Source organism: Pseudomonas sp. GW821-FHT02A08, from assembly GCF_059422045.1.
The window spans coordinates 41,914-62,839 of record NZ_JBWKWD010000004.1; the positions used below are offsets into that span (position 1 = coordinate 41,914).

At 60.7% G+C, this 20,926-nt stretch carries 14 protein-coding genes; 3 read left to right on the forward strand and 11 right to left on the reverse strand.

Annotation, left to right across the window (positions count from 1 at the left end; all coding sequences use genetic code 11):
- Nucleotides 1-5: 5 nt before the first annotated feature.
- The 3 genes from AC07W4_RS04475 to AC07W4_RS04485 are packed head-to-tail and all read right to left on the reverse strand — an operon-like array spanning nt 6 to nt 3,773.
- Nucleotides 6-902 (reverse strand): antimicrobial resistance protein Mig-14, encoded by an 897-nt coding sequence (locus AC07W4_RS04475; protein ID WP_495031653.1) that lies wholly within the window; start codon nt 900-902, stop codon nt 6-8.
- A complete protein-coding gene (locus AC07W4_RS04480) occupies nt 902-2,032 on the reverse strand; it encodes a glycosyltransferase (RefSeq protein WP_495031654.1) in 1,131 nt (376 codons plus the stop codon). The genes AC07W4_RS04475 and AC07W4_RS04480 overlap by 1 nt, the downstream gene beginning before the upstream one ends.
- Entirely contained in the window at nt 2,016-3,773 is a 1,758-nt protein-coding gene (locus AC07W4_RS04485; protein ID WP_495031655.1) for a carbamoyltransferase family protein, read from the reverse strand. Before AC07W4_RS04485 ends, AC07W4_RS04480 begins: the two co-directional genes overlap by 17 nt.
- A 377-nt stretch (nt 3,774-4,150) precedes the next feature.
- On the opposite strand from AC07W4_RS04485, the gene AC07W4_RS04490 reads away from it, so the two are divergent.
- A complete protein-coding gene (locus tag AC07W4_RS04490) occupies nt 4,151-5,356 on the forward strand; it encodes a hypothetical protein (protein WP_495031656.1) in 1,206 nt (401 codons plus the stop codon).
- A gap of 276 nt (nt 5,357-5,632) precedes the next feature.
- On the opposite strand, the gene AC07W4_RS04495 is transcribed toward AC07W4_RS04490, so the two are convergent.
- The 8 genes from AC07W4_RS04495 to glnE all read right to left on the reverse strand — a co-directional run bounded on the left by AC07W4_RS04495 (nt 5,633) and on the right by glnE (nt 15,838).
- Nucleotides 5,633-7,084 (reverse strand): lipopolysaccharide kinase InaA family protein, encoded by a 1,452-nt coding sequence (locus tag AC07W4_RS04495; RefSeq protein ID WP_495031657.1) that lies wholly within the window; start codon nt 7,082-7,084, stop codon nt 5,633-5,635.
- The gene (locus tag AC07W4_RS04500; RefSeq protein ID WP_495031658.1) at nt 7,084-7,836 is read right to left on the reverse strand and encodes a lipopolysaccharide kinase InaA family protein; all 753 of its coding nucleotides are present in this window, start codon (nt 7,834-7,836) and stop codon (nt 7,084-7,086) included. Before AC07W4_RS04500 ends, AC07W4_RS04495 begins: the two co-directional genes overlap by 1 nt.
- Nucleotides 7,833-8,567: a lipopolysaccharide kinase InaA family protein gene (locus AC07W4_RS04505; protein WP_008047973.1), complete on the reverse strand. Its 735-nt coding sequence runs from the start codon at nt 8,565-8,567 to the stop codon at nt 7,833-7,835. Before AC07W4_RS04505 ends, AC07W4_RS04500 begins: the two co-directional genes overlap by 4 nt.
- On the reverse strand, nt 8,567-9,373 hold the full coding sequence (gene rfaP / locus AC07W4_RS04510) for a lipopolysaccharide core heptose(I) kinase RfaP (RefSeq protein WP_008047971.1): 807 nt from the start codon (nt 9,371-9,373) through the stop codon (nt 8,567-8,569). Before rfaP ends, AC07W4_RS04505 begins: the two co-directional genes overlap by 1 nt.
- Entirely contained in the window at nt 9,374-10,495 is a 1,122-nt protein-coding gene (locus AC07W4_RS04515) for a glycosyltransferase family 4 protein (RefSeq protein ID WP_495031659.1), read from the reverse strand.
- On the reverse strand, nt 10,495-11,556 hold the full coding sequence (gene waaC / locus AC07W4_RS04520) for a lipopolysaccharide heptosyltransferase I (RefSeq protein WP_495031660.1): 1,062 nt from the start codon (nt 11,554-11,556) through the stop codon (nt 10,495-10,497). The genes AC07W4_RS04515 and waaC overlap by 1 nt, the downstream gene beginning before the upstream one ends.
- Nucleotide 11,557: 1 nt before the next feature.
- Nucleotides 11,558-12,592: a lipopolysaccharide heptosyltransferase II gene (gene waaF / locus AC07W4_RS04525; RefSeq protein WP_495031661.1), complete on the reverse strand. Its 1,035-nt coding sequence runs from the start codon at nt 12,590-12,592 to the stop codon at nt 11,558-11,560.
- Between the two features lie 306 nt (nt 12,593-12,898).
- Nucleotides 12,899-15,838 (reverse strand): bifunctional [glutamate--ammonia ligase]-adenylyl-L-tyrosine phosphorylase/[glutamate--ammonia-ligase] adenylyltransferase, encoded by a 2,940-nt coding sequence (gene glnE / locus AC07W4_RS04530; RefSeq protein WP_495031662.1) that lies wholly within the window; start codon nt 15,836-15,838, stop codon nt 12,899-12,901.
- Nucleotides 15,839-16,221: 383 nt separating this feature from the next.
- Between glnE and aceE the strand changes: the two genes are divergently transcribed.
- Entirely contained in the window at nt 16,222-18,867 is a 2,646-nt protein-coding gene (gene aceE / locus AC07W4_RS04535) for a pyruvate dehydrogenase (acetyl-transferring), homodimeric type (protein ID WP_008047965.1), read from the forward strand.
- Nucleotides 18,868-18,878: 11 nt separating this feature from the next.
- Complete coding sequence (aceF, locus tag AC07W4_RS04540) at nt 18,879-20,834, forward strand: dihydrolipoyllysine-residue acetyltransferase (RefSeq protein ID WP_495031663.1); 1,956 nt, start codon at nt 18,879-18,881, stop codon at nt 20,832-20,834.
- Nucleotides 20,835-20,926: the final 92 nt, after the last annotated feature.

A 20,926-nucleotide genomic window follows, 5' to 3' on the forward strand; every position in this document is an offset into this window, starting at 1 on the left:
TTGGCTCATACGGTGAAGACCGGCACGGGGTTGCACCAGCGATCCTTGTATTCACGGTCGGCGCGACCGAAGGAAAAGCGTAGTGGCTTGTCCTGCGCCCGGGCATGCTCCCAGGCGCTTTGGGTATTGAGGAAACTCAACACACTGCCAGGGCTGAACTCGCGAGTCTCGGGATCGACCCCGCCGTTGATGTACTCGACGCTGATCCACTGCGGGGTTTCGACGCGGTACACCAATTGAATCGCAATCGGCGCATCGTTGAGAAAAATCACCGAGCCGATCAGCAACTCGCGCAACAACTCGATGACCTCGGCCATGCGTTCGGCACCCGTCGCCGGGAAACCCCAGCGGCGCTGGAACAGATCGCAGTAAATCGCCGCCAGCTCAGTGCTGGAGAATTCGGACACCGGCCGCACCACGCCACCGGCCTCTTCCAGCAAGCGCAATTCGCGGCGCTGGTTGTAGCGAAACTTTTTCGACAACTCTTCGGGAGTGCGGGCCATGGCCAGTTGTTCGGCTTGCAACTTGATACCCGCGAAACGGCCTTCATTCAGCGCCGACAGATACCGCGCTCGATGGCGCAAAGGCGCCTGGGTATCGGCAGCGGCCGGCAGGATGATTTCGGCGTTGCCCAGGTCGAACAGACCTTTCTTGCCGCGACGCTTGAGCACGTCCTTGGACAAGGCCAGGTCGCGGCCCCAGGTCGGGATCGCCGCCTTGACCTCGTCGCCCTGCACCCAGGCCAGGTAACGCACCGGAATGTCAGCCAGTTGCGCCAGCCGCTCGACCACCATGGGATGAGTCGCGACGCTGCCGCCATAACGCTGCCAGGTTTCGGCGTAAGTCGAGGCGTCGACGACCGCCCAGCCACGCTCGCGCCAGCCTTGAAATCGGTTGAGCATCAGCCCCTCTGTGCCAGTTCGGTAACATGCGGCAAGTGCCAGAAAGCATCGCGCACTGCGCGATCGGAGAAGCTTTCGCGCAAGCGCTCAAGCATCAACTCGGCACACTGCCGGCGTTGCTGATCATCCATGCCGGCCAGATGTTGCAGCCCCTGGGCCAGACGCTCGGCATCGCCCAACGGGAACAGGATGCCCACGCCTTCAACCACCTCTTTCGCTCCGCCGCACGCCGTGGCCAGCAAAGGCACGCCAGCGGCCATGGCCTCCAGCAGCACCATGCCGAACGGTTCGTGATCGGAACTCAGGGCGAACACATCGAAGGCCCGGAAGTAGTTGCGCGCATCCGGCACCTGACCGAGGAACAGAACCCGGTCACCGATACCCAGCTCCCGGGACTGGGCCTTGAGGTTTTCCTCCAGGCGCCCCTTGCCGAGAATCACCAGCTGGCTGTTGGCGGGTAACCCCGGCAACGCCTCGGCGAAACCCTGCAGCAGCGTGGCCTGGTCCTTGTCCGGATGCAGCCGCCCGACGTTGCCGACGATCCAGGCATCCGCCGCCAAACCGAGGGTTTCCCGGGCCTCGCGAGCCGACACCTGGGTCGCCTGCAAGGCGTCCACGTCGATACGGTTGTATAAGGTCTGGATCCGCGAAGCCGGCCACTTCGGCAGGCATTGGCGCATGTCGTCGCGCACGGCGTCGGACACACCGAGCAGACTCAAACGCTTGCGGAAGATATGCGCGAACAGTTTGCGGCTGCCACGTTTGTAATCGTCAAAAGCGTGATGCACGCCAATGACCGGCAACGACGTGCCGAGCAAGGCGATATAGATCGGCTTGAAGCGGTGGGCGATGCAGAAACTGAAGTTGCGCGAGGCAGCGATCTTGCGCAGATCGCCGATGGCACCCAGCTTCAGGCCACGAATGGCCTTGGAGCTGTACTCCATGAACAGCACTTCATCGGAAGCGCAGCCCGCAGCGACTTCGGCATCGGCAACCCCGGTGAGAAACACCGTGGTCACTCGATAACCGGTCCCCGCGAACAGGCTGGCGTACTGCCGTGCGCAGTCCAGGAACGGCCCGTCATAGCCGTGGCAGAACTGCAGCACATGGCGTTCAGCCGAACGTGTCATAGGCGTTCGCGCCCTCTTTGACCACCAGGATGTCTTCCATGATCAGATACTGTAGATCCGAACCGAAGAACATGTTCAGGGCGTCGGTCGGCGAGCAGATCATCGGCTCGCCGCGACGGTTGAGCGAGGTGTTGAGCGACACGCCGTTGCCGGTGAGCACTTCCAGCGCTTTCATCATGTCGTAGTAGCGCGGGTTGTATTCGCGCTTGAGCACCTGGGCGCGGGAGGTGCCGTCTTCGTGGACGACTTCCGGCACGCGGGTTTTCCATTCTTCCGCCACTTCGAAGGTGAAGGTCATGAACGGAGCCGGGTGATCGATCTTGATCATCTGCGGCGCCACGGTGTCGAGCATCGACGGGCAGAAAGGCCTCCAGCGCTCGCGGAACTTGATCTGGTGGTTGATGCGGTCGGCCACGCCGGGCACGCTCGGGCAACCGATGATCGAACGACCGCCCAGTGCACGCGGACCGAACTCCATGCGGCCCTGGAACCAGGCCACCGGGTTGCCATCGACCATGATCCTGGCGATCTGCTCCGGCATGTTGTCGAGCTTGCGCCAGGTCGGCTTGTTCTCGTGACGGGCGCATGCGGCAATCACGTCTTCGTTGCTGTACGACGGGCCGAGGTAGACGTGTTCCATCTTCTCGACCGGTACGCCACGGGCGTGGGACACATAGGCCGCGGCGCCCACTGCGGTGCCGGCGTCACCGGAGGCCGGCTGTACGAAAAGCTCTTTGACGTCGTCGCGGGCGATGATTTTCTGGTTGAGCTTGACGTTCAACGCACAGCCACCGGCGTAGGCAAGCTTCCCGGTTTGCTTGAGCACATCGCCCAGGTAGTAGTCGATCATCTGCAACGCAATTTTTTCGAACAGCGCTTGAATGCTGGCGGCGTAGTGGATGTAAGGCTCGTCGGCGACGTCGCCTTCGCGCTTGGGACCCAGCCACTCGATCAGCTTCGGCGAGAAGTAGTAACCCTTGCCCTTCTCTTTATAGCGACGCAGGCCGATGACGTTGGCGTAGTCGGTGTTGATCACCAGCTCGCCGTTTTCGAACGAAGCCAGGCGCGAGAAATCGTATTTGCTGGCGTCGCCGTACGGCGCCATGCCCATGACCTTGAACTCACCGTCGAGCATGTCGAAACCGAGGAACTCGGTGATCGCGCCGTACAGGCCGCCGAGGGAGTCCGGATCGAAGAATTCCTTGATCTTGTGGATCTTGCCGTTTTCGCCATAACCGAAGAAGGTCGTGGCGTACTCGCCCTTGCCGTCGATGCCCAGGATCGCGGTTTTCTCTTTGAAACCGGAGCAGTGATAGGCGCTGGAGGCGTGGGCCAGGTGGTGTTCGACCGGCTCGATCTTGATCTTCTTCGGATCAAAACCCAGTTGCTCCAGGCACCAGACGATCTTGTTGCGATAGCGCTTGTAGCGACGGTTGCCCATCAGGATCGCGTCGAGGGCGCGGTCCGGGGCGTACCAGTAACGCTTGGCGTACTGCCAGCGGGCCTTGCCGAACAGGCTGATCGGTGCGAACGGAATCGCGACCACGTCAACGTCGGACGGCTTGATACCGGCCTGTTCCAGGCAGAATTTCGCCGATTCGTAGGGCATGCGGTTCTTTGCATGTTTATCGCGTACGAAGCGCTCCTCTTCAGCCGCCGCGACCAGCTTGCCGTCGATATACAGGGCTGCGGAAGGATCATGGCTAAGGGCGCCGGACAGGCCAAGAATCGTCAATGCCACAGGGGTCTAGCCTCTTTAGTCTGCATGCAGGCGCAAGCGCCTCAAAAATTAATGTGCCCTCGCAAGGGGCGAGAGACAGCTAAAGGGCGGGATTATAGCGTAAAGATGACGGGAATGACCCAGAGGTTGATTGACGCGGGGAGAACGCTTTCGCCTTGCCTGAGCGACAGGCAGGCATGTCCACCCACGGCGCCGTCCCTTCACGCACTTCCTGAAGAACTTCTCTGGCACGGTAGCGATAACAAATACTGCCTTACTACCGCTGGTCGCCACTGTCATTTCTGACAGTAGCCCACTACAAAACATTACGCTTACATCTAGAGGGGAGGTATTGCCACTCGCGCAATTGTTATTAATTCAGTACAGGGAAGCCGACAATGAACATACTCACCAGCCATAAAAACAACAACGCCCCTGACCCGACTTTTGGTAATGAAGGCAAGGTACTGTTCAATATTCCAGGCATAACAACTCTTGGCTCTTCCGTATTACAGACCGATGGAAAAATCCTCAGCGTCACTCGAGCCGGAGACCGCCTGGTGCTCGTGCGACATCTGGATACCGGCGCTGTAGACGGTCTTTTTGGCAATCAGGGAATAAAGTACATCGACCTTGTCCCTGGACAGCACATCATACAAGCAGGGATTACCCTGCAGCCCGATGGCAAAGCCGTTATATTTGGCTCTTTCGGCAATGATGATGAGCCCGTGCATAAGGTGTATCTGATCAGGGTTCTGCCTGAAGGTGATCTTGACCTCACATTTGGCACGGATGGTCGACTCATCTTTGAACAACAGTCTGGAAGGGAAAACTCTAATCGTGTTGCAATACAGGCCGATAGGAAAATTGTGTTCGTGAGCACAATGGTTTACGGCCTTGATGACTATGAGGTAATTATCCGACGTCTTCGCGATAACGGTAAGCCTGATATCAGCTTTGGCTCGAATGGAGTCGTGAATGCCGGCAGGGTTTACATCTCGTCAATACTCACATTGGCGTTTGGTCGATTGCTGTTTGCAGGCTCAAGAAATGGCGAGCTGATGTTTACCCGCTACTTGGAAAATGGCGAGCTTGATACCTACTTTGGCAACGCCGGAGTTGCCATCATTCCTGTAGAGAGGAGTTCTGGAGCAGAGATCGCAGGAATTGCACAACAATCGGATGGAAAAATTGTCGCCTCGGGTCACGCCCGCTTTGAGAGCAAGAATCGGCCTCTGGTAACTCGCATCCATCCAGATGGAAAGTTGGACGATTCATTTTACGGGGGGACACCTAACACGGAAGGGTTTGACCGCGACGCCCTACACTTTGCAATAGCCATACAGTCCGACAACAAAGCTATAGCTGCTGGATCGTCGTTCGGCGATGCCGAGACATCCAACTTCACGCTGATGCGCTATCTCGAAAATGGAAAAGTAGACTCCACTTTTGGCACCGACGGGCGGATCATGACGGACCTTGGGGGGATTGATATGGCCTATCGCATCCATATACAAAACGACGCAAAGCTTCTAGTAACAGGAAATGTGATTGCACACCCAAACGGAAGCCACCTTGGAATGGTGCGCTATCTGAACACGTAAACATAAGCGAGGCCGCTATAGACCCGGGGATAAAACACCCGATGAAACTGCCATTTTGATCGTCAAAGCCTGCCCTCCGAGAACGTCAGGCAAACTAGCATCGGAGCGATTTCGGCCACAGTTCATGGCTTACCAAGATCGCGTAGGACGGTTCACAAGAACTTGTCTGCTTTCTCGGTTGGCTGTTCGGGCCTCTTCGCGAGCAAGCCCGCTCCCACATTTGATTGCATTCAAGTGTGGGAGCGGGCTTGCCCGCGAAAGGACCGAAGGTCCGATTCAGGCCGCGCTGGAGATGTCTTTGGGCAACCGCTGATCGATGACCTGGTAAAGGGCACTGTCTTCAGGCCAATTGCGCATGAACCGCGCGCGATCCCTGGCATACGCCGGGGCGAAGCTACCGAGGGAACCGTGCTGGCACATCGAGTCGAGGTCGATCAACGCCCAGCGATCCTGCTGCCAGAACAGGTTATGACCCTTGAAGTCGCCATGACTGATACGCAAACGAATCAGCTCGGCGAACAGATGATCCAGTGCCGCCAGCTCGGTTTCCGGTGCATCACCGCTTTCAACATAGGGCGCAAAACGCTCGATGATGTCCGGCCCCGGCAGATACTCGGTGATCAGGTAAGCCCGGCTGCGCAGCCACAAGAAACGCTTCTCCAGCAACGCCAGCGGCTTGGGCGTGGCAATCCCGAGGAACGCCAGGCGGTTGCCTTCGCGCCATGAATGCCAGGCCCGGCTCGGGCGCCAGAAACGCTTGAGCCAGTGGGCAAAACCCTTGATGTTGTAGCGCTTGATCACCAGCGTGCGACCATCCACCTCGACCTTGCCGACGCTCGCCGCACCCCCTGTCTTGTACAGATGCCCCTGATCGAGCAAGGCATCGGCCTGCTCCAGCACAGGCACCATCGACGGGACTTCCTCCCGGCGAATCGCCCGCAATTCGAAGGCCCCGCGCTGGACACTGAACAGTGTGCACTCGCGGCCGACCTTGATCAGGAAGTCCTTGAGGCGCCAGCTGCGGACCTTATCGATCTGCTTCTGCAACGTTTCCATGGGCAAGGCGTGTTCGCCATTGCTTAGCAGGTAGTACACCAGCAACTCTTCAATGAAGGGCTCGATCGACTTCGGCAACTGGGCGAAGAACACCCCCAGGTTTTCCAGGACCTTCTGCCGGGACAGCGGCTGGCCAGGCGTCTCGCAGCTGATGCCCGCGCCATCGATCAGGTACAGGCGCCCGCCCTGGCGCAGCAAGTTGTCCAGGTGCAGGTCTTCCTGCCACAGGCCCTTGCGATGCATCTGACCGATCGCGCCCAACGCCTCGGCCAGCACCGCCCCTTGTCCATCGGACAGTACGGGCTGCTGCTCAACCTGCTTCCAGGTGTCGCCCAGGCTTTCGGCCTGCTCAAGGAAATCAAACAGCAGCCAGCCACCTTCGCCATCCTTCAGACCATCGGCCAACAGCTGCGGCGTGGTCAGCCCCTGGGCAGACAGCAGGCGCACTCCATCCAGTTCACGCTGAAAATGCCGTGCGGCCTTGCTGCCGACCAGCAATTTGGCCAATACCGGCCGGCCACGCCAGACGCCGGCACCGACATAGCGCTGCCCCGGCAACACTCGCAACAGGCTCAGCAGTTGCAACTCGGCGGGGCCGGCGGCGTCGGCCAGCGAAACGCTCAGCGGTAAGCTCGGGGCACGGCCGGCAGACTTCAGTTCGGACAAACGCATCAGCGCGGCCCCTTCTGGCTGCGCCGCGCGGTCAGACGCTGCAGCCAGCTGTCGATCAGCGAGCTGTCCTGCGGCTGATCCAGATAGGCGGCCAACAATTGCCGCAGTTGCAACTCGCCCCACTCGGGCGCGCGCCGCGTCAACGGTTCCAGATCCTTGATTCGGTCACGCTGTCCGTACAGCAGCGGCCGGGTCTTTTCCAGGTCGATCAATTGCGCCTGATAGCCGTTGCCGGTGGCGCGCATGAAAATGTGCTTGGGGTAGAAGCACCCATGCACCTGGCGTGCGGCGTGCAGCTGCCGGGCCAGTTCGCCACTGGCCCTGAGGATTTCCGAGTGCTGCTCAGGACTCAGTTGAGCCCAGCGCTGCAACAGCGAGTCGAGGTCGTCCCAGCCGTCCAGGGCACGAGTCATCAGGATCGCGCGGACTTCGCCATTGACCTTGCGCTCACCGTAGAACACCGCGTCCAGCGCCGGAATGCCCATCTTCCGGTAACGGGAGATGTTGCGGAACTCGCGAGCGAAGCTCGGCTCGCCGAACGGGGCGCGCAAGGTGCGGGTCAGGTAGTTGCTTTGGCGCTTGAGGTAGAAACCATGACCTTCCAGATCCAGCCGAAACACGCTGCTCCAGCCGCCGCGACCGGTGTTGGGTTCGTCCACCGCATCGAGCTGCTTGGCCCAGAGTGCCTCGAACGTGCCGAGGCCATGGCGCTCAAGCAGCGCACGGTCCTCAGCGGCCAGAAAATCAGTCATTCGCGTCCCTCGAAAAATCTCACCACATGCCGGATACGTTTTTTGTCCGCGGCGTTGAGCCGGGTCCGGTTGCGGTATTGCAGGTAAAAGCGCAGGCGCTGGGTAGCCGACAATTGATACTTGGCGACCTTGTCCAGGCACGCCAGATCCTTGGTAATACGGTACTTGAGCCAGAAACCGCGCCAGAAATCGCCGTTGGGGCAGTCGATCAAAAACACTCGCGCCTCATCGTCAATCAGCAGGTTGCGCCACTTCAAATCATTATGGGTGAAGTGGTGGTCGTGCATGGTCCGGGTGTATTGGGCCAACTGACGGCTGACGGTATCGACCCAGACGCGATCCGACAGTTTCGGGTCGCGGCGCTCGGCCAGTGCCGACAAGTCTTCGGTACGCGGCAGTTCCCGGGTAATCATCGCACCACGAGCGTAAGCCGCACCGCGCCGCTCCAGCCCCCAGGCCACCACTTCGGCAGTGGGGATGCCCCACTTGGCGAACCGCTTGAGGTTCTGCCATTCCATCTTCACCCGAGGCTTGCCCAGGTAACGCCGCAAGCCTTTGCCAGCGCCCACATACCGCTTTACGTAATAGTTGACGCCATTGCGCTCGACACGGATGACCTCCGAGAGCACGTCACTGGTCAAACGCTCGCCTTGCAGCGCAAACACAGCCTCGAGGCTGCCAAAGTCATCGGCCAGCTCGCTGTAGGCCGGATCCAGTTTCCAACCCGACATCAGAGCGCATCCCCGTATCGCTGTTTACGCTCGTAGAGCTTGTTGGCCTTGCCGTCGAGCCATGCCAGCAAAGACGCCTCTTCAATCAGGATCTGACGCAGCGGCTGCTGGAAATAGCCTTTGAGGAAACGCAGCTTGTCGCGGCGGGTCAGGCCGATGTCCAGCGCGGAAAAGTACAGCGCCGCCAGATCCTTGTTGCGCCAGCGCGAGGTAATCGCCGGGCGGGTCTGGGCGCGGTGCAGGTCAATCACCGAGAGCTTGAAGTCATCAAAGGTCACCGGCTTGTCGGTGTGCAGCAGGAAATGGCAGATGTAGCAGTCGCGGTGGTTGACCCCGGCGCGGTGCATCATGCCGGTCATGCGTGCGACTTCGGCGATCAGCGCGCGCTTGAGTTTTGGCTCGGGCGGCTGTCGGGTCCAGTTGATGCTGAAATCTTCCAGGCTGACCGTCGGCGCCAGCTCTTGGGTGACGATGAACGAGTGCTGGTCGGCCGGGTTGCTGCCCTTCTCGCCATACGCGACGGCGGTCATGGTCGGCACCCCGACTTCCTGCAGGCGCTGAATCGCCTTCCACTCCTGACCGGCACCCAGTACAGGAAGCTTGGCAGTGAGCAGGTTCTTGAAGATTTCGCCCCAGCCGATGCCACGGTGGATTTTCACGAAAAACCCGCTGCCGTCGACTTCCGTGCGTAATGTCCGGCGCGCTTCCAGCTCGCGGTACACCTCGCCCTTGAGCCCCTCGACTTCGGCGAACGGGTCGCGTCCGGCCCAGAGGCTCTTGAACGGTTCAGCCAGCATCAACTTCATTTAAGCGTGCTCCGCCAGAATCACATCGGCCGCGTGCTGCGGCATGCTGTAGAGGTCGGCCGTTTCGGCGAAGGCCAGACCATTGCGGCTCCAGGCCGCCCTTGCTTGAGCGTCGTTCAACATGCCGGTCAGGTATTGCGTCAGTTGTGCCTGATCGAACGGTTCGTCCAGCACCAGGCCCGCATCGGCCTCGGCGATGTAATGGGCGTAACCGCACACCGCACTCACCAGCACCGGCAGACCGGCCACCAGGGCTTCGAGCAAAACCGTGCCGGTGTTTTCGTTGTACGCCGGGTGGATCAACAGGTCGGCACCCAACAGGAAACGCGGAATGTCGCTGCGCCCCTTGAGGAACGTGACGTTGTCGCCCAGCCCCAATGTCGCACTCTGCATCTGGAATAACTTGGGGTCATCCTGGCCAATTACAAACAGCCGGGTGCGTTTCTTGAGATCAGCGGGCAATGCCGCCAACGCCTTGAGGCTGCGATCGACACCCTTGGTCTTGAACCCGGAGCCGATCTGCACCAGCAGCAGCTCGTCGTCCTTGAGATTGAACTCAGCGCGGAACCCTGCACGAATTTCATCGGCATCCGCCGGCCGGCGACGGTCCTGGGCGATACCCGGTGGCAGCAGGTGGAAGCGCGCCAGCGGCGTGTCGTAATGCTTGATGAACAGCGGCTGCTGGACCTCGGAAATCATCAACACTTCGGTCTTCGCGTCCCTGGCGAACACCGCCCGCTCGTATTCGGCGAAGTGGCGATAGCGTCCCCAACGGCGATACAGCGAGTTACGCAGGTTCTGCGCCTTGTCTTCGAAGCAGCCGTCGGCGGCGTAGTAGACGTCCAGGCCCGGCATCTTGTTGAAGCCGATCAGGCGGTCCACCGGGCGCTTGGCCAGGTCCGCCTCCATCCATTCGCTGAGTTTTTCGTTGCGCCTATGGTTGAAGAACGCCTTGACCGGCGCCACCAGCACTTCGAAACCCGCAGGGACGTCGCCTTCCCAGATCAGCGTGTAGACACGAATCTGATGGCCGCGTTTCTGGCACTCCAGGGCGATTCGCATGAAATCGCGCTGCAAGCCGCCAAACGGAAAATACTTGTACAAGACAAATGCCAATTGCATCAGCGCAGCTCCTCAGCCATTAACAACGTGCTCAGTCGGCTGGCGACACGCTCGGGATTCAGTCGCGTGAAGCACAATGGCCACTCGCGTTTCAGGTCAAACTGACGGGCATCTTCGGCCGTCGGTTGGTAAGTGCATTTCTTTTGCAGGCACGGCGCGCAGGGGAAGTCGCTGGCCAGGTGAATCTGCACCTTGCCATAGGCGCCGGTCAGGCCCGGGTTGGTCGGGCCGAACAGCGACAGCGTCGGCACATCCAGCGCGGCGGCCAGATGGCCCAGGCCGGTGTCCACCGCTACGCAGGCCTGTGCGCCCGCCAGCACCTTGCCGACACCGGCCAGGTTCAGTTTGGGCAACACTTCGGCGTGTTTGAAACCGGCAGCGATGCGCTCGGCCCGTGCCTTCTCCAGCGCATTACCCCACGGCAGCTTCACCCCGACGCCAAGGTAGCCGACCCGCTCGGTCAGTTCGCGCCAGTAGGCTTCGGGCCAGTGCTTGGTGTCCCAGGTGGTGCCGTGCAGAAACACCACGTATGGATTCTTGCGCGGCAATTCCACCAGGCGCTCGATATTCAGGCCGTAGTCACCCAGGCCTTTGGGCAAGTCATAGCCCAACGCGATGGCGAACAATTGACGCACTCGCTCCACCGCATGCTGCCCACGGGCAACGGCCAGGCGGCGATTGTAGAAGCGCGCGGCGATGGGCTCACGCGCCGAGCTTTTATCGAAGCCGGCCACCGGCGCCTTGACGTAACGGGTCAACCAGGCGCTTTTCAGCAAGCCCTGGGCGTCGATCACCAGGTCATATTTCGTGGCGCGAACGCTTTGCTTGAAGCGCTTCCACTCACCGCTCTTGATGGTCTGCCAGATGTTTTTGCGCCAGCGACGGATCGCCACCGGAATCACCTTGCCCACCGCCGGATGCCAGGTCGGGATCTCGGCAAAGCCTTCTTCCACCACCCAGTCGAATTTGATGCCGGGAATCGCCCGCGCAGCGTCGGTCAACGCCGGCAGCGCATGAATGACGTCGCCCAGCGAAGACGTCTTGATCAACAGAACCCGCAAGCTATTTGACCTCGACCACAGTGCCTTGCAACCGCTGCAAGGCTTCGTTCACGGCTTGCGGCATGAGCTGGCGCAGGCAGTTGTAATGGCCGAAACGGCAGGTTCGGTCGAAGCATGGGCTGCACTCGATGCCCAGGCGAACGACTTCGACGTGCTCGGCCAACGGTGGCGTGAAACCTGGCGACGTCGAGCCGTAGACCGCCACCAACGGGCGGTTCAGGGCGGCGGCAACGTGCATCAATCCAGAGTCGTTGGACACCACGGCATCGGCGCAGGACATCAGGTCGATGGCTTCGGCCAGCGAGGTGCCGCCACTGAGGTTCACTGACTCCTCACGCAGACCGGGAATCAGCCGCGCGCGGATGTCTTCGCCCACGGCGTGATCGTTTTTCGAACCGAACAGCCACACTTGCCAGCCTTCGCGGATCTTCGCCTCGGCAACCTTGGCGTAATGCTCGGACGGCCAGCGCTTGGACTCGCCAAACTCGGCGCCGGGGCACAGGGCCAATACCGGGCGGTCGAGGGTCAGGCCGAACCTGGCCAGTGCCGCTTCGCGGGTAACCGGGTCGATCTGCAGCGTCGGGCGCGGATAGGGTTTTGGCAACTCGACGCCCGACTCGTAAGCCAGGGCCATGAAGCGCTCGATCATCAGCGGATAACGATCCTTGTCCAGCGTGCGCACGTCGTTGAGCAGGCCATAGCGGAATTCGCCACGCCAGCCGGTGCGTTTCGGGATGCCGGCAAAGAATGGCACCAGCGCCGACTTCAGGGAGTTGGGCAACAGGATCGCCTGGTCGTACTGGCCAGCCAGGGATTTGCCGATGCGTCGACGCGTTGCCAGCTCCAGTACACCGTGGCCGAGCGGAAAGCTCAAGGCCTGGCGAACTTCGGGCATGCGCTCAAGAATCGGCCGGCTCCACTCGGGGGCCAGCACGTCGATTTCGCAATGCGGGTGGCGTTGTTTCAGACACTGAAAGAGTGTCTGCGCCATCACCATGTCACCGACCCAACTGGGCCCAACGATCAGAATTTTCATGTGGTTTCCATAAACGAACCGGGGAGGCCTACGCCTCCCCGCCTCGAAAATCTCTGCGGGAGCATGGTGGCTTGCGATGGGTCATCACCTTCAACATTGCTGTCGACTGTCACTCCGCTATCGCGAGCAGGCTCGCTCCCACATTGGGTATTGATGTACTTCGATCGGCATGACACTGCAGATCTACTGTGAGAGCGGGCTTGCTCGCGAAGGGGCCATCACATTCAATATCTCTATCGACTGACACTCCGCCTTCGCGAGCAAGCCCGCTCCCACATTTGAATCCAGTTGCTCCAATGACGCGTTTCAGCGTAGCCCCAGCTCACGCCAGATCCGCATGACCTGCCGCCGTTCGTCCGCGAACTGGTCACCCGGAATCACCCCCGGGTCCTTCTGCAAGGCCTGCCGGTGGGCGGCGGAACGGTACGCTTTATACGCTTCACGCAACAGGCCGGCATCTTCGACGGGCATCAGCCCTTCATGCTCCAGCTCTTCCAGAATGCGGATGTTGTCCGTCCAGCGCAGCAATGGCGGGTGTGTTTCGGACCACGCCAAGGCCGCGTATTGCACCATAAATTCAATATCGACGATACCTCCGGCGTCCTGCTTGATATCGAACGGCGCCGTGGCTTCGAAGGCATTTGCCCCGGTGCCGGCCGCGGTGCTTTTGCTGCCCAGGTTATCGCGCATCTTGGCGCGCATCTCGCTGACCTCCTGGCGCAGGGTCGGCAGGTCACGCGTCTTGCCCAATATCGCGGCGCGGACTTTCTCGAAGGCCTGGCCGACATCCTGACTGCCCACCAGCACCCGCGCCCGTACCAGCGCCTGGTGTTCCCAGGTCCAGGCCTCGTTCTCCTGATAACGGGCAAACGCGCCCAGGGAACTCACCAGCAAGCCCGACGCGCCGGATGGCCGCAGACGCATGTCCACTTCATACAACTGCCCGGAGTTGGTCTGTGCCGTCAGCAAGTGAATGATCCGCTGCCCCAGCCGGGTGAAGAATTGCGCGCCATCGATGGGTTTGACGCCATCGGTCTCAGCCTGCGGATCGCCGTCGTGGATGAACACCAGGTCCAGGTCCGAACCATGCCCGAGTTCCAGGCCGCCGACTTTCCCATAACCGACAATGATGAAGCCGGGATCGCACAAGGTGCCATCGGTACGCAGCGGCGTGCCGTACTTGGCCACGGTCTGGCGCCAGGCCAGTGCCAGCACTTGCTCCAGGATCGCTTCGGCGAGCCAGGTCAGGTAATCGCTGACTTTCATCAACGGCAGGCTGCCGGCGATTTCCGAAGCGGCCACCCGCAAGCGGTGCGCCAGCTTGAAGTGACGCAGGGCTTCCATTTGCTGTTCGAGGTCGTCCTCGGGAATCCGTGTCAGGCGCTCGCGCAATTCGGCTGCCAGCTCTGGCGCCAGCGGCGGTTTGAACAGCCGGCCTTCGTTGAGCAATTCGTCGAGCAACAGCGGGAAACGGGTGATTTGCTCGGCGATCCACGGGCTCGCCGCGCACAGTGTCAGCAGCCGCCGCAACGCACTGGGGTTCTCGGTCAACAGCACCAGGTACGCCGAACGACGGGCCACGGCTTCGACCAGCGGCAGCACCCGTTCCAGTACCAGGTCCGGATTGTCATGCTCCACGGCCTGTGCCAGCAATCGCGGAATAAAAGCATCGAGACGTTCGCGCCCCAGACGCTGCATCGCCCTCAATTGCGGGCTGCCGCGCAAGCCGGCCAGGGCTTTCAAGGCTTTTGGGGCATCCTTGAAACCCCCCTCCTCCAATTGGCGGCAGGCGGCCTCATCGTCCTGAGCCTCTTCCCACAGCGGCAACCACTCACCACCGACCACCACTTCGTTTTCGGCGCCCTGCTCTTCATCGGGATCGGCGATCACCTGCCCGAAGTGCCAGGCAATACGGCCGCGCCAGTACATCAGTTGCTCGTGGAACGCCGTCCAGTTGGCGAAACCCAACATAAAGGCAATACGCGCCTGATCCTGCTCGCCATCGGGCAACATTTGCGTCTGGCGATCGGCAATCGCCTGAATCGCGTGTTCGGTGTAACGCAGGAATTCGTAACCTTCACGCAGCTCGCCGATCACGGCCGGCGGCAGGTAACCCTGACCTTCCAGCGTGCTCAGTACCTTTAATAGTGGGCGCTGCTGCAAGCTCAGATCGCGGCCGCCGTGGATCAACTGGAACGCCTGGGCAATGAACTCGACTTCGCGAATACCGCCGGAACCAAGCTTGATGTTGTCGGCCATGCCCTTGCGCCGCACTTCCTGCTGGATCAGCTGCTTCATGGTGCGCAGCGCTTCAATGGCGGAGAAGTCCAGGTAACGCCGGTAAACGAACGGGCGCAGCATCTCTTGCAATTGCGCGCCGGCCACCTGATCGCCGGCCACCACCCGCGACTTGATCATCGCGTAGCGTTCCCAGTCGCGGCCCTGGTCCTGGTAATACTGCTCCAGTGCGTTGAAGCTCAGCACCAGCGCGCCCGCCGAACCGTAGGGACGCAAGCGCATGTCGACGCGGAATACAAAGCCGTCGACAGTCATCGGGTCCAAGGCCTTGATCAGCCGCTGGCCCAGACGAATGAAGAACTCCTGGTTATCCAGCGGGCGTTTCACGCCAACGGTTTCGCCACCCTCGGGATAGGCGAAAATCAGGTCGATGTCCGACGACAGGTTCAATTCCACGGCACCGAGCTTGCCCATGCCGAGAATGACCATCTGCTGCGGCTCGCCGCTGCGCCGTCCGGTCGGCACGCCGAACTGCTGACAATGCCGCACGTACAACCATTGATAGGCCTGATCGATGCTGGCATCGGCCATGTCCGAAAGGTCGCGGCAGGTCTGGATCAAATCGGCCTGGCGGGTCAGGTCGCGCCAGATGATCCGCACCTGATGGCGTGCGCGCTGGCGGCGCAGGGCGCGGCCCAATTGGTCGTCGGTCTCGGCCTCGCTCACGGCGGCCGCAATCTGCGCGCACAACTCACCCGGCGCGAAGCGGCGGTCCAGTTCGCCGGACTGCACCAGCTCCAGCAACATCAAAGGGTCACGAACGCACTGTTCAATCACGAAATCGCTGGCGGCGGTGACGCGGGAAAATTGCGCCCAGCGCTCCGGCGTCCAGGCAGACAGACCGTGGTCATTGTCCAGAGCGGCGACGGCAGCCCGGAACGACTGCTCGGCGCGGGAGACAAACGGCAGGAGAATGGCGGGCAGTTCAGCAAACGAAGGGAGGCTCATGGTCTATCCTTGATCGGCGTACAACGGACTGCATGTAGTGGATTGCAAAAACCCACTACCTGAGGGACTGTCGAACAAAAGTTAGAAATAGCTGAAATTTCTTTAATTTTGGCAGCCAGCATCAAGCTTTTACCTTTTGTAGTTGCAAAAAGACCAACCTTAACGATTATTCTCACAACGCAGCCGGGGGCCACAAGCCGCTCTTCTGTAGTTTTACTACTCGTATATACATTAGCCGGGCTGAAATGCCGGAAGATTTGTAGTAAAACTACACGCCGCCGGAACAACCTGTCGGCAATCCAAGAATTCATAACGTCTGCCCACAAGGCCAGTCGCTAACTCAGGCAACCGATTCTGGTAGCCTTTCCGCCCTGGAGCAAGCCATGCAAGACCTCGATCCCGTCGAAACCCAGGAATGGCTGGACGCCCTGGAATCGGTTCTCGACAAAGAAGGCGAAGACCGTGCTCACTATCTGATGACCCGTATGGGTGAACTGGCGACCCGCAGCGGTTCGCAGTTGCCTTACGCCATCACCACGCCTTACCGCAACACCATCCCGGTAACCCACGAAGCACGCATGCCTGGCGACCTGTTCATGGAACGCCGCATTCGCTCGCTGGTACGCTGGAACGCGATGGCCATGGTAATGCGTACCAACCTGAAAGATTCTGACCTCGGCGGTCACATCTCCAGCTTCGCTTCCAGTGCGACCCTGTATGACATCGGCTTCAACTACTTCTTCCAGGCCCCGAGCGACGAACACGGCGGCGACCTGATCTACTTCCAGGGCCACACCTCGCCAGGCGTTTACGCCCGTGCATTCATGGAAGGCCGCATCACCGAAGACCAGATGAACAACTTCCGCCAGGAAGTCGACGGTCAGGGCCTGTCGTCCTACCCGCACCCTTGGCTGATGCCTGACTTCTGGCAGTTCCCGACCGTATCCATGGGTCTGGGCCCGATCCAGGCGATCTACCAGGCACGCTTCATGAAGTACCTGGAACACCGTGGCTTCATCCAGCCAGGCAAACAGAAAGTCTGGTGCTTCCTGGGCGACGGCGAGTGTGACGAGCCGGAATCCCTGGGCGCGATCTCCCTGGCCGGCCGCGAGAAGCTGGACAACCTGATCTTCGTCATCAACTGCAACCTGCAGCGCCTCGACGGCCCGGTTCGCGGCAACGGCAAGATCATCCAGGAACTTGAAGGCGTGTTCCGTGGTGCTCAGTGGAACGTGACCAAAGTCATCTGGGGCCGTTTCTGGGACCCACTGCTGGCCAAGGACGTCGACGGCATCCTGCAACGCCGCATGGACGAAGTCATCGACGGCGAGTACCAGAACTACAAAGCCAAAGACGGCGCGTTCGTGCGTGAACACTTCTTCAACACGCCGGAACTCAAGGCGATGGTTGAAGACCTCTCCGACGACGAGATCTGGAAGCTCAACCGTGGCGGCCACGACCCGTACAAGGTCTACGCGGCGTACCACGAAGCGGTCAACCACAAAGAACAACCGACCGTCATCCTGGCCAAGACCATCAAGGGTTATGGCACCGGTGCCGGCGAAGCGAAGAACACTGCGCACAACACCAAGAAAGTCGATGTCGACAGCCTGAAGTTGTTCCGCGATCGTTTCGACATCCCGGTCAAGGACGACGAGCTGGAAAACCTGCCATTCTTCAAACCGGAAGAAGGCAGCGCCGAAGCCCGTTACCTGAGCGAGCGCCGTACCGCGCTGGGCGGTTTCGTGCCACAGCGTCGCGCCAAGAGCTTCAACATCCCGACCCCGCCACTGGAAACCCTCAAGGCAATCCTGGACGGCTCGGGCGACCGCGAAATCTCCACCACCATGGCCTTCGTGCGGATCCTCGCGCAACTGGTCAAGGACAAGGAAATCGGCCCGCGCATCGTGCCGATCATCCCGGACGAAGCCCGTACCTTCGGTATGGAAGGCATGTTCCGTCAGTTGGGCATCTACTCCTCCGTCGGCCAGCTCTACGAGCCAGTCGATAAAGACCAGGTGATGTTCTACAAGGAAGACCAGAAGGGCCAGATCCTCGAAGAAGGCATCAACGAAGCGGGCGCCATGAGCTCCTTCATCGCTGCCGGTACTTCGTACTCCAGCCACAACCAGCCGATGCTGCCGTTCTACATCTTCTACTCGATGTTCGGCTTCCAGCGTATCGGCGACCTGGCCTGGGCCGCTGGCGACAGCCGCACCCGTGGCTTCCTGATCGGCGGCACCGCCGGCCGTACCACACTGAACGGTGAAGGCCTGCAACACGAAGACGGTCATAGCCACCTGCTGGCCGCGACCATCCCGAACTGCCGCACCTACGATCCAACCTACGGCTACGAGCTGGCGGTGATCATTCAGGACGGCATGAAGAAGATGACCGAAGAGCAACAGGACGTCTTCTACTACATCACCGTGATGAACGAGTCGTATCAGCAGCCAGCCATGCCGGCCGGTGCCGAAGAAGGCATCAAGAAGGGCATGTACCTGCTCGAAGAAGACACCCGCGAAGCGGCGCACCACGTTCAGCTGATGGGCTCCGGCACCATCCTGCGTGAAGTCCGTGAAGCGGCGAAGATCCTGCGTGAAGAGTTCAACGTCGGCGCCGACGTGTGGAGCGTTACCAGCTTCAACGAACTGCGTCGCGACGGCCTGGCCGTTGAGCGCACCAACCGTCTGCACCCTGGCCAGAAGCCTAAGCTGAGCTACGTCGAAGAGTGCCTGAACGGCCGTAAGGGTCCGGTCATCGCCTCGACCGACTACATGAAACTGTTCGCCGAGCAGATCCGTCAGTGGGTACCGTCCAAGGAATTCAAAGTCCTGGGCACCGACGGTTTCGGCCGCAGCGACAGCCGCAAGAAACTGCGTCATTTCTTCGAAGTCGACCGTCATTTCGTGGTGTTGGCAGCCCTGGAAGCACTGGCTGACCGTGGTGACATCGAACCTAAAGTGGTGGCCGAAGCCATCGCCAAGTTCGGTATCAACCCGGAAAAACGCAACCCACTGGACTGCTGAGGAGAGATTCTGTGAGCGAACTCATTCGCGTACCTGACATCGGCAGCGGTGAAGGTGAAGTAATTGAACTGTTTGTGAAGGTCGGCGACCGTATCGAAGCCGACCAGAGCATCCTGACACTGGAATCGGACAAGGCGAGCATGGAAGTGCCCGCGCCTAAGGCCGGTATCATCAAGAGCTTGAAAGTGAAGCTGGGCGATCGCCTGAAAGAAGGCGACGAACTGCTGGAACTGGAAGTCGAAGGTGCCGCTGCTGCGGCCCCTGCGGCTGCCGCTGCGCCAGCCGCCAAGGCTGAAGCCAAACCGGCTGCCGCACCTGCCGCCGCTCCCGCTCCTGCTGCGCCGGCTACCGCCAGCGTTCAGCAAGTGCACGTGCCGGACATCGGTTCGTCGGGCAAGGCCCAGATCATCGAGATCCAGGTCAAGGTCGGTGACACCGTCGCGGCTGATCAGTCGCTGATCACCCTGGAATCCGACAAGGCGAGCATGGAAATCCCATCGCCTGCCGCTGGCGTGGTCAAGGCCATCAGCGTCAAGCTCAACGACGAAGTCGGCACCGGCGACCTGATCCTGGATCTGGAAGTGGCGGGTGCTGCGGCACCGGCTGCTGCTCCGGCCCAGGCTGCCGCTCCGGCACCTGCTGCTGCACCTGCACCTGCGGCAGCCCCGGCTGCTCCAGTGGCCGACAGCGTTCAGGATATCCACGTTCCGGACATCGGTTCGGCGGGCAAGGCCAAGATCATCGAAGTCCTGGTCAAGGCCGGCGACTCCGTTGTGGCCGACCAGTCGCTGATCACACTGGAATCCGACAAGGCCAGCATGGAAATCCCGTCGCCAGCCGCTGGCGTGGTGGAAAGCGTTTCCATCAAGCTCGATGACGAAGTCGGTACCGGCGATCTGATCCTCAAGCTGAAAGTCAGAGGCGCCGCTCCGGCCGCTGCACCGGCACCTGCCGCTGCTGCTCCGAGTGCTCCTGCTCCAGCCGCTGCTGCTCCTGCCGCCGCTGCACCTGTTGCTGCCCCGGCTGCTGCTCCAGCCAAGCCTGGTGCAAAAGTTCACGCCGGCCCTGCCGTGCGTCAACTGGCCCGCGAATTCGGCGTAGAGCTGAACGCAGTGGGTGCCAGCGGTCCGCACGGTCGCATCCTGAAAGAAGACGTGCAGGTTTACGTCAAGGCCATGATGCAGAAGGCCAAGGAAGCACCGACCGCTGCTGCTGGCGCAACCGGTGGCGCGGGCATCCCGCCGATTCCGGTCGTGGACTTCAGCCGCTTCGGTGAAATCGAAGAAGTGCCGATGACCCGCCTGATGCAGGTCGGCGCCGCCAACCTGCACCGCAGCTGGCTGAACGTGCCGCACGTAACGCAATTCGACTCGGCGGATATCACCGAACTCGAAGCGTTCCGTGTTGCCCAGAAGGCCGTTGCAGAGAAGGCCGGCGTCAAGCTGACCATCCTGCCGTTGCTGCTCAAGACCTGTGCGCACCTGCTCAAGGAATTGCCGGACTTCAACAGCTCGCTGGCGCCAAGCGGCAAAGCGATCATCCGCAAGAAGTACGTGAACATCGGCTTCGCCGTCGACACCCCGGATGGCCTGCTGGTACCGGTCATCAAGAACGTCGACCAGAAGAGCCTGCTGCAACTGGCCGCCGAAGCTGCTTCCCTGGCTGAAAAAGCCCGGACCAAGAAGCTCTCGTCGGACGAGATGCAAGGCGCCTGCTTCACCATTTCCAGCCTCGGCCACATTGGCGGCACCGGCTTCACGCCGATCGTCAACGCGCCGGAAGTGGCGATCCTCGGTGTTTCCAAGGCAACCATCCAGCCAGTCTGGGACGGCAAAGCCTTCCAGCCGAAACTGATGCTGCCGCTGTCGCTGTCCTACGATCACCGTGTGATCAACGGCGCCGCTGCTGCACGCTTCACCAAGCGTCTGAGCGATCTACTGGGCGACATCCGCACCATGCTCCTGTAACACCGACCGGCCCTCCTTCACCGGAGGGCCTGTTGCGTTCCACGTTTCCGAGCGCCACGCTCGTACCTCAACCCCGCCAATTTGGCGGGGCT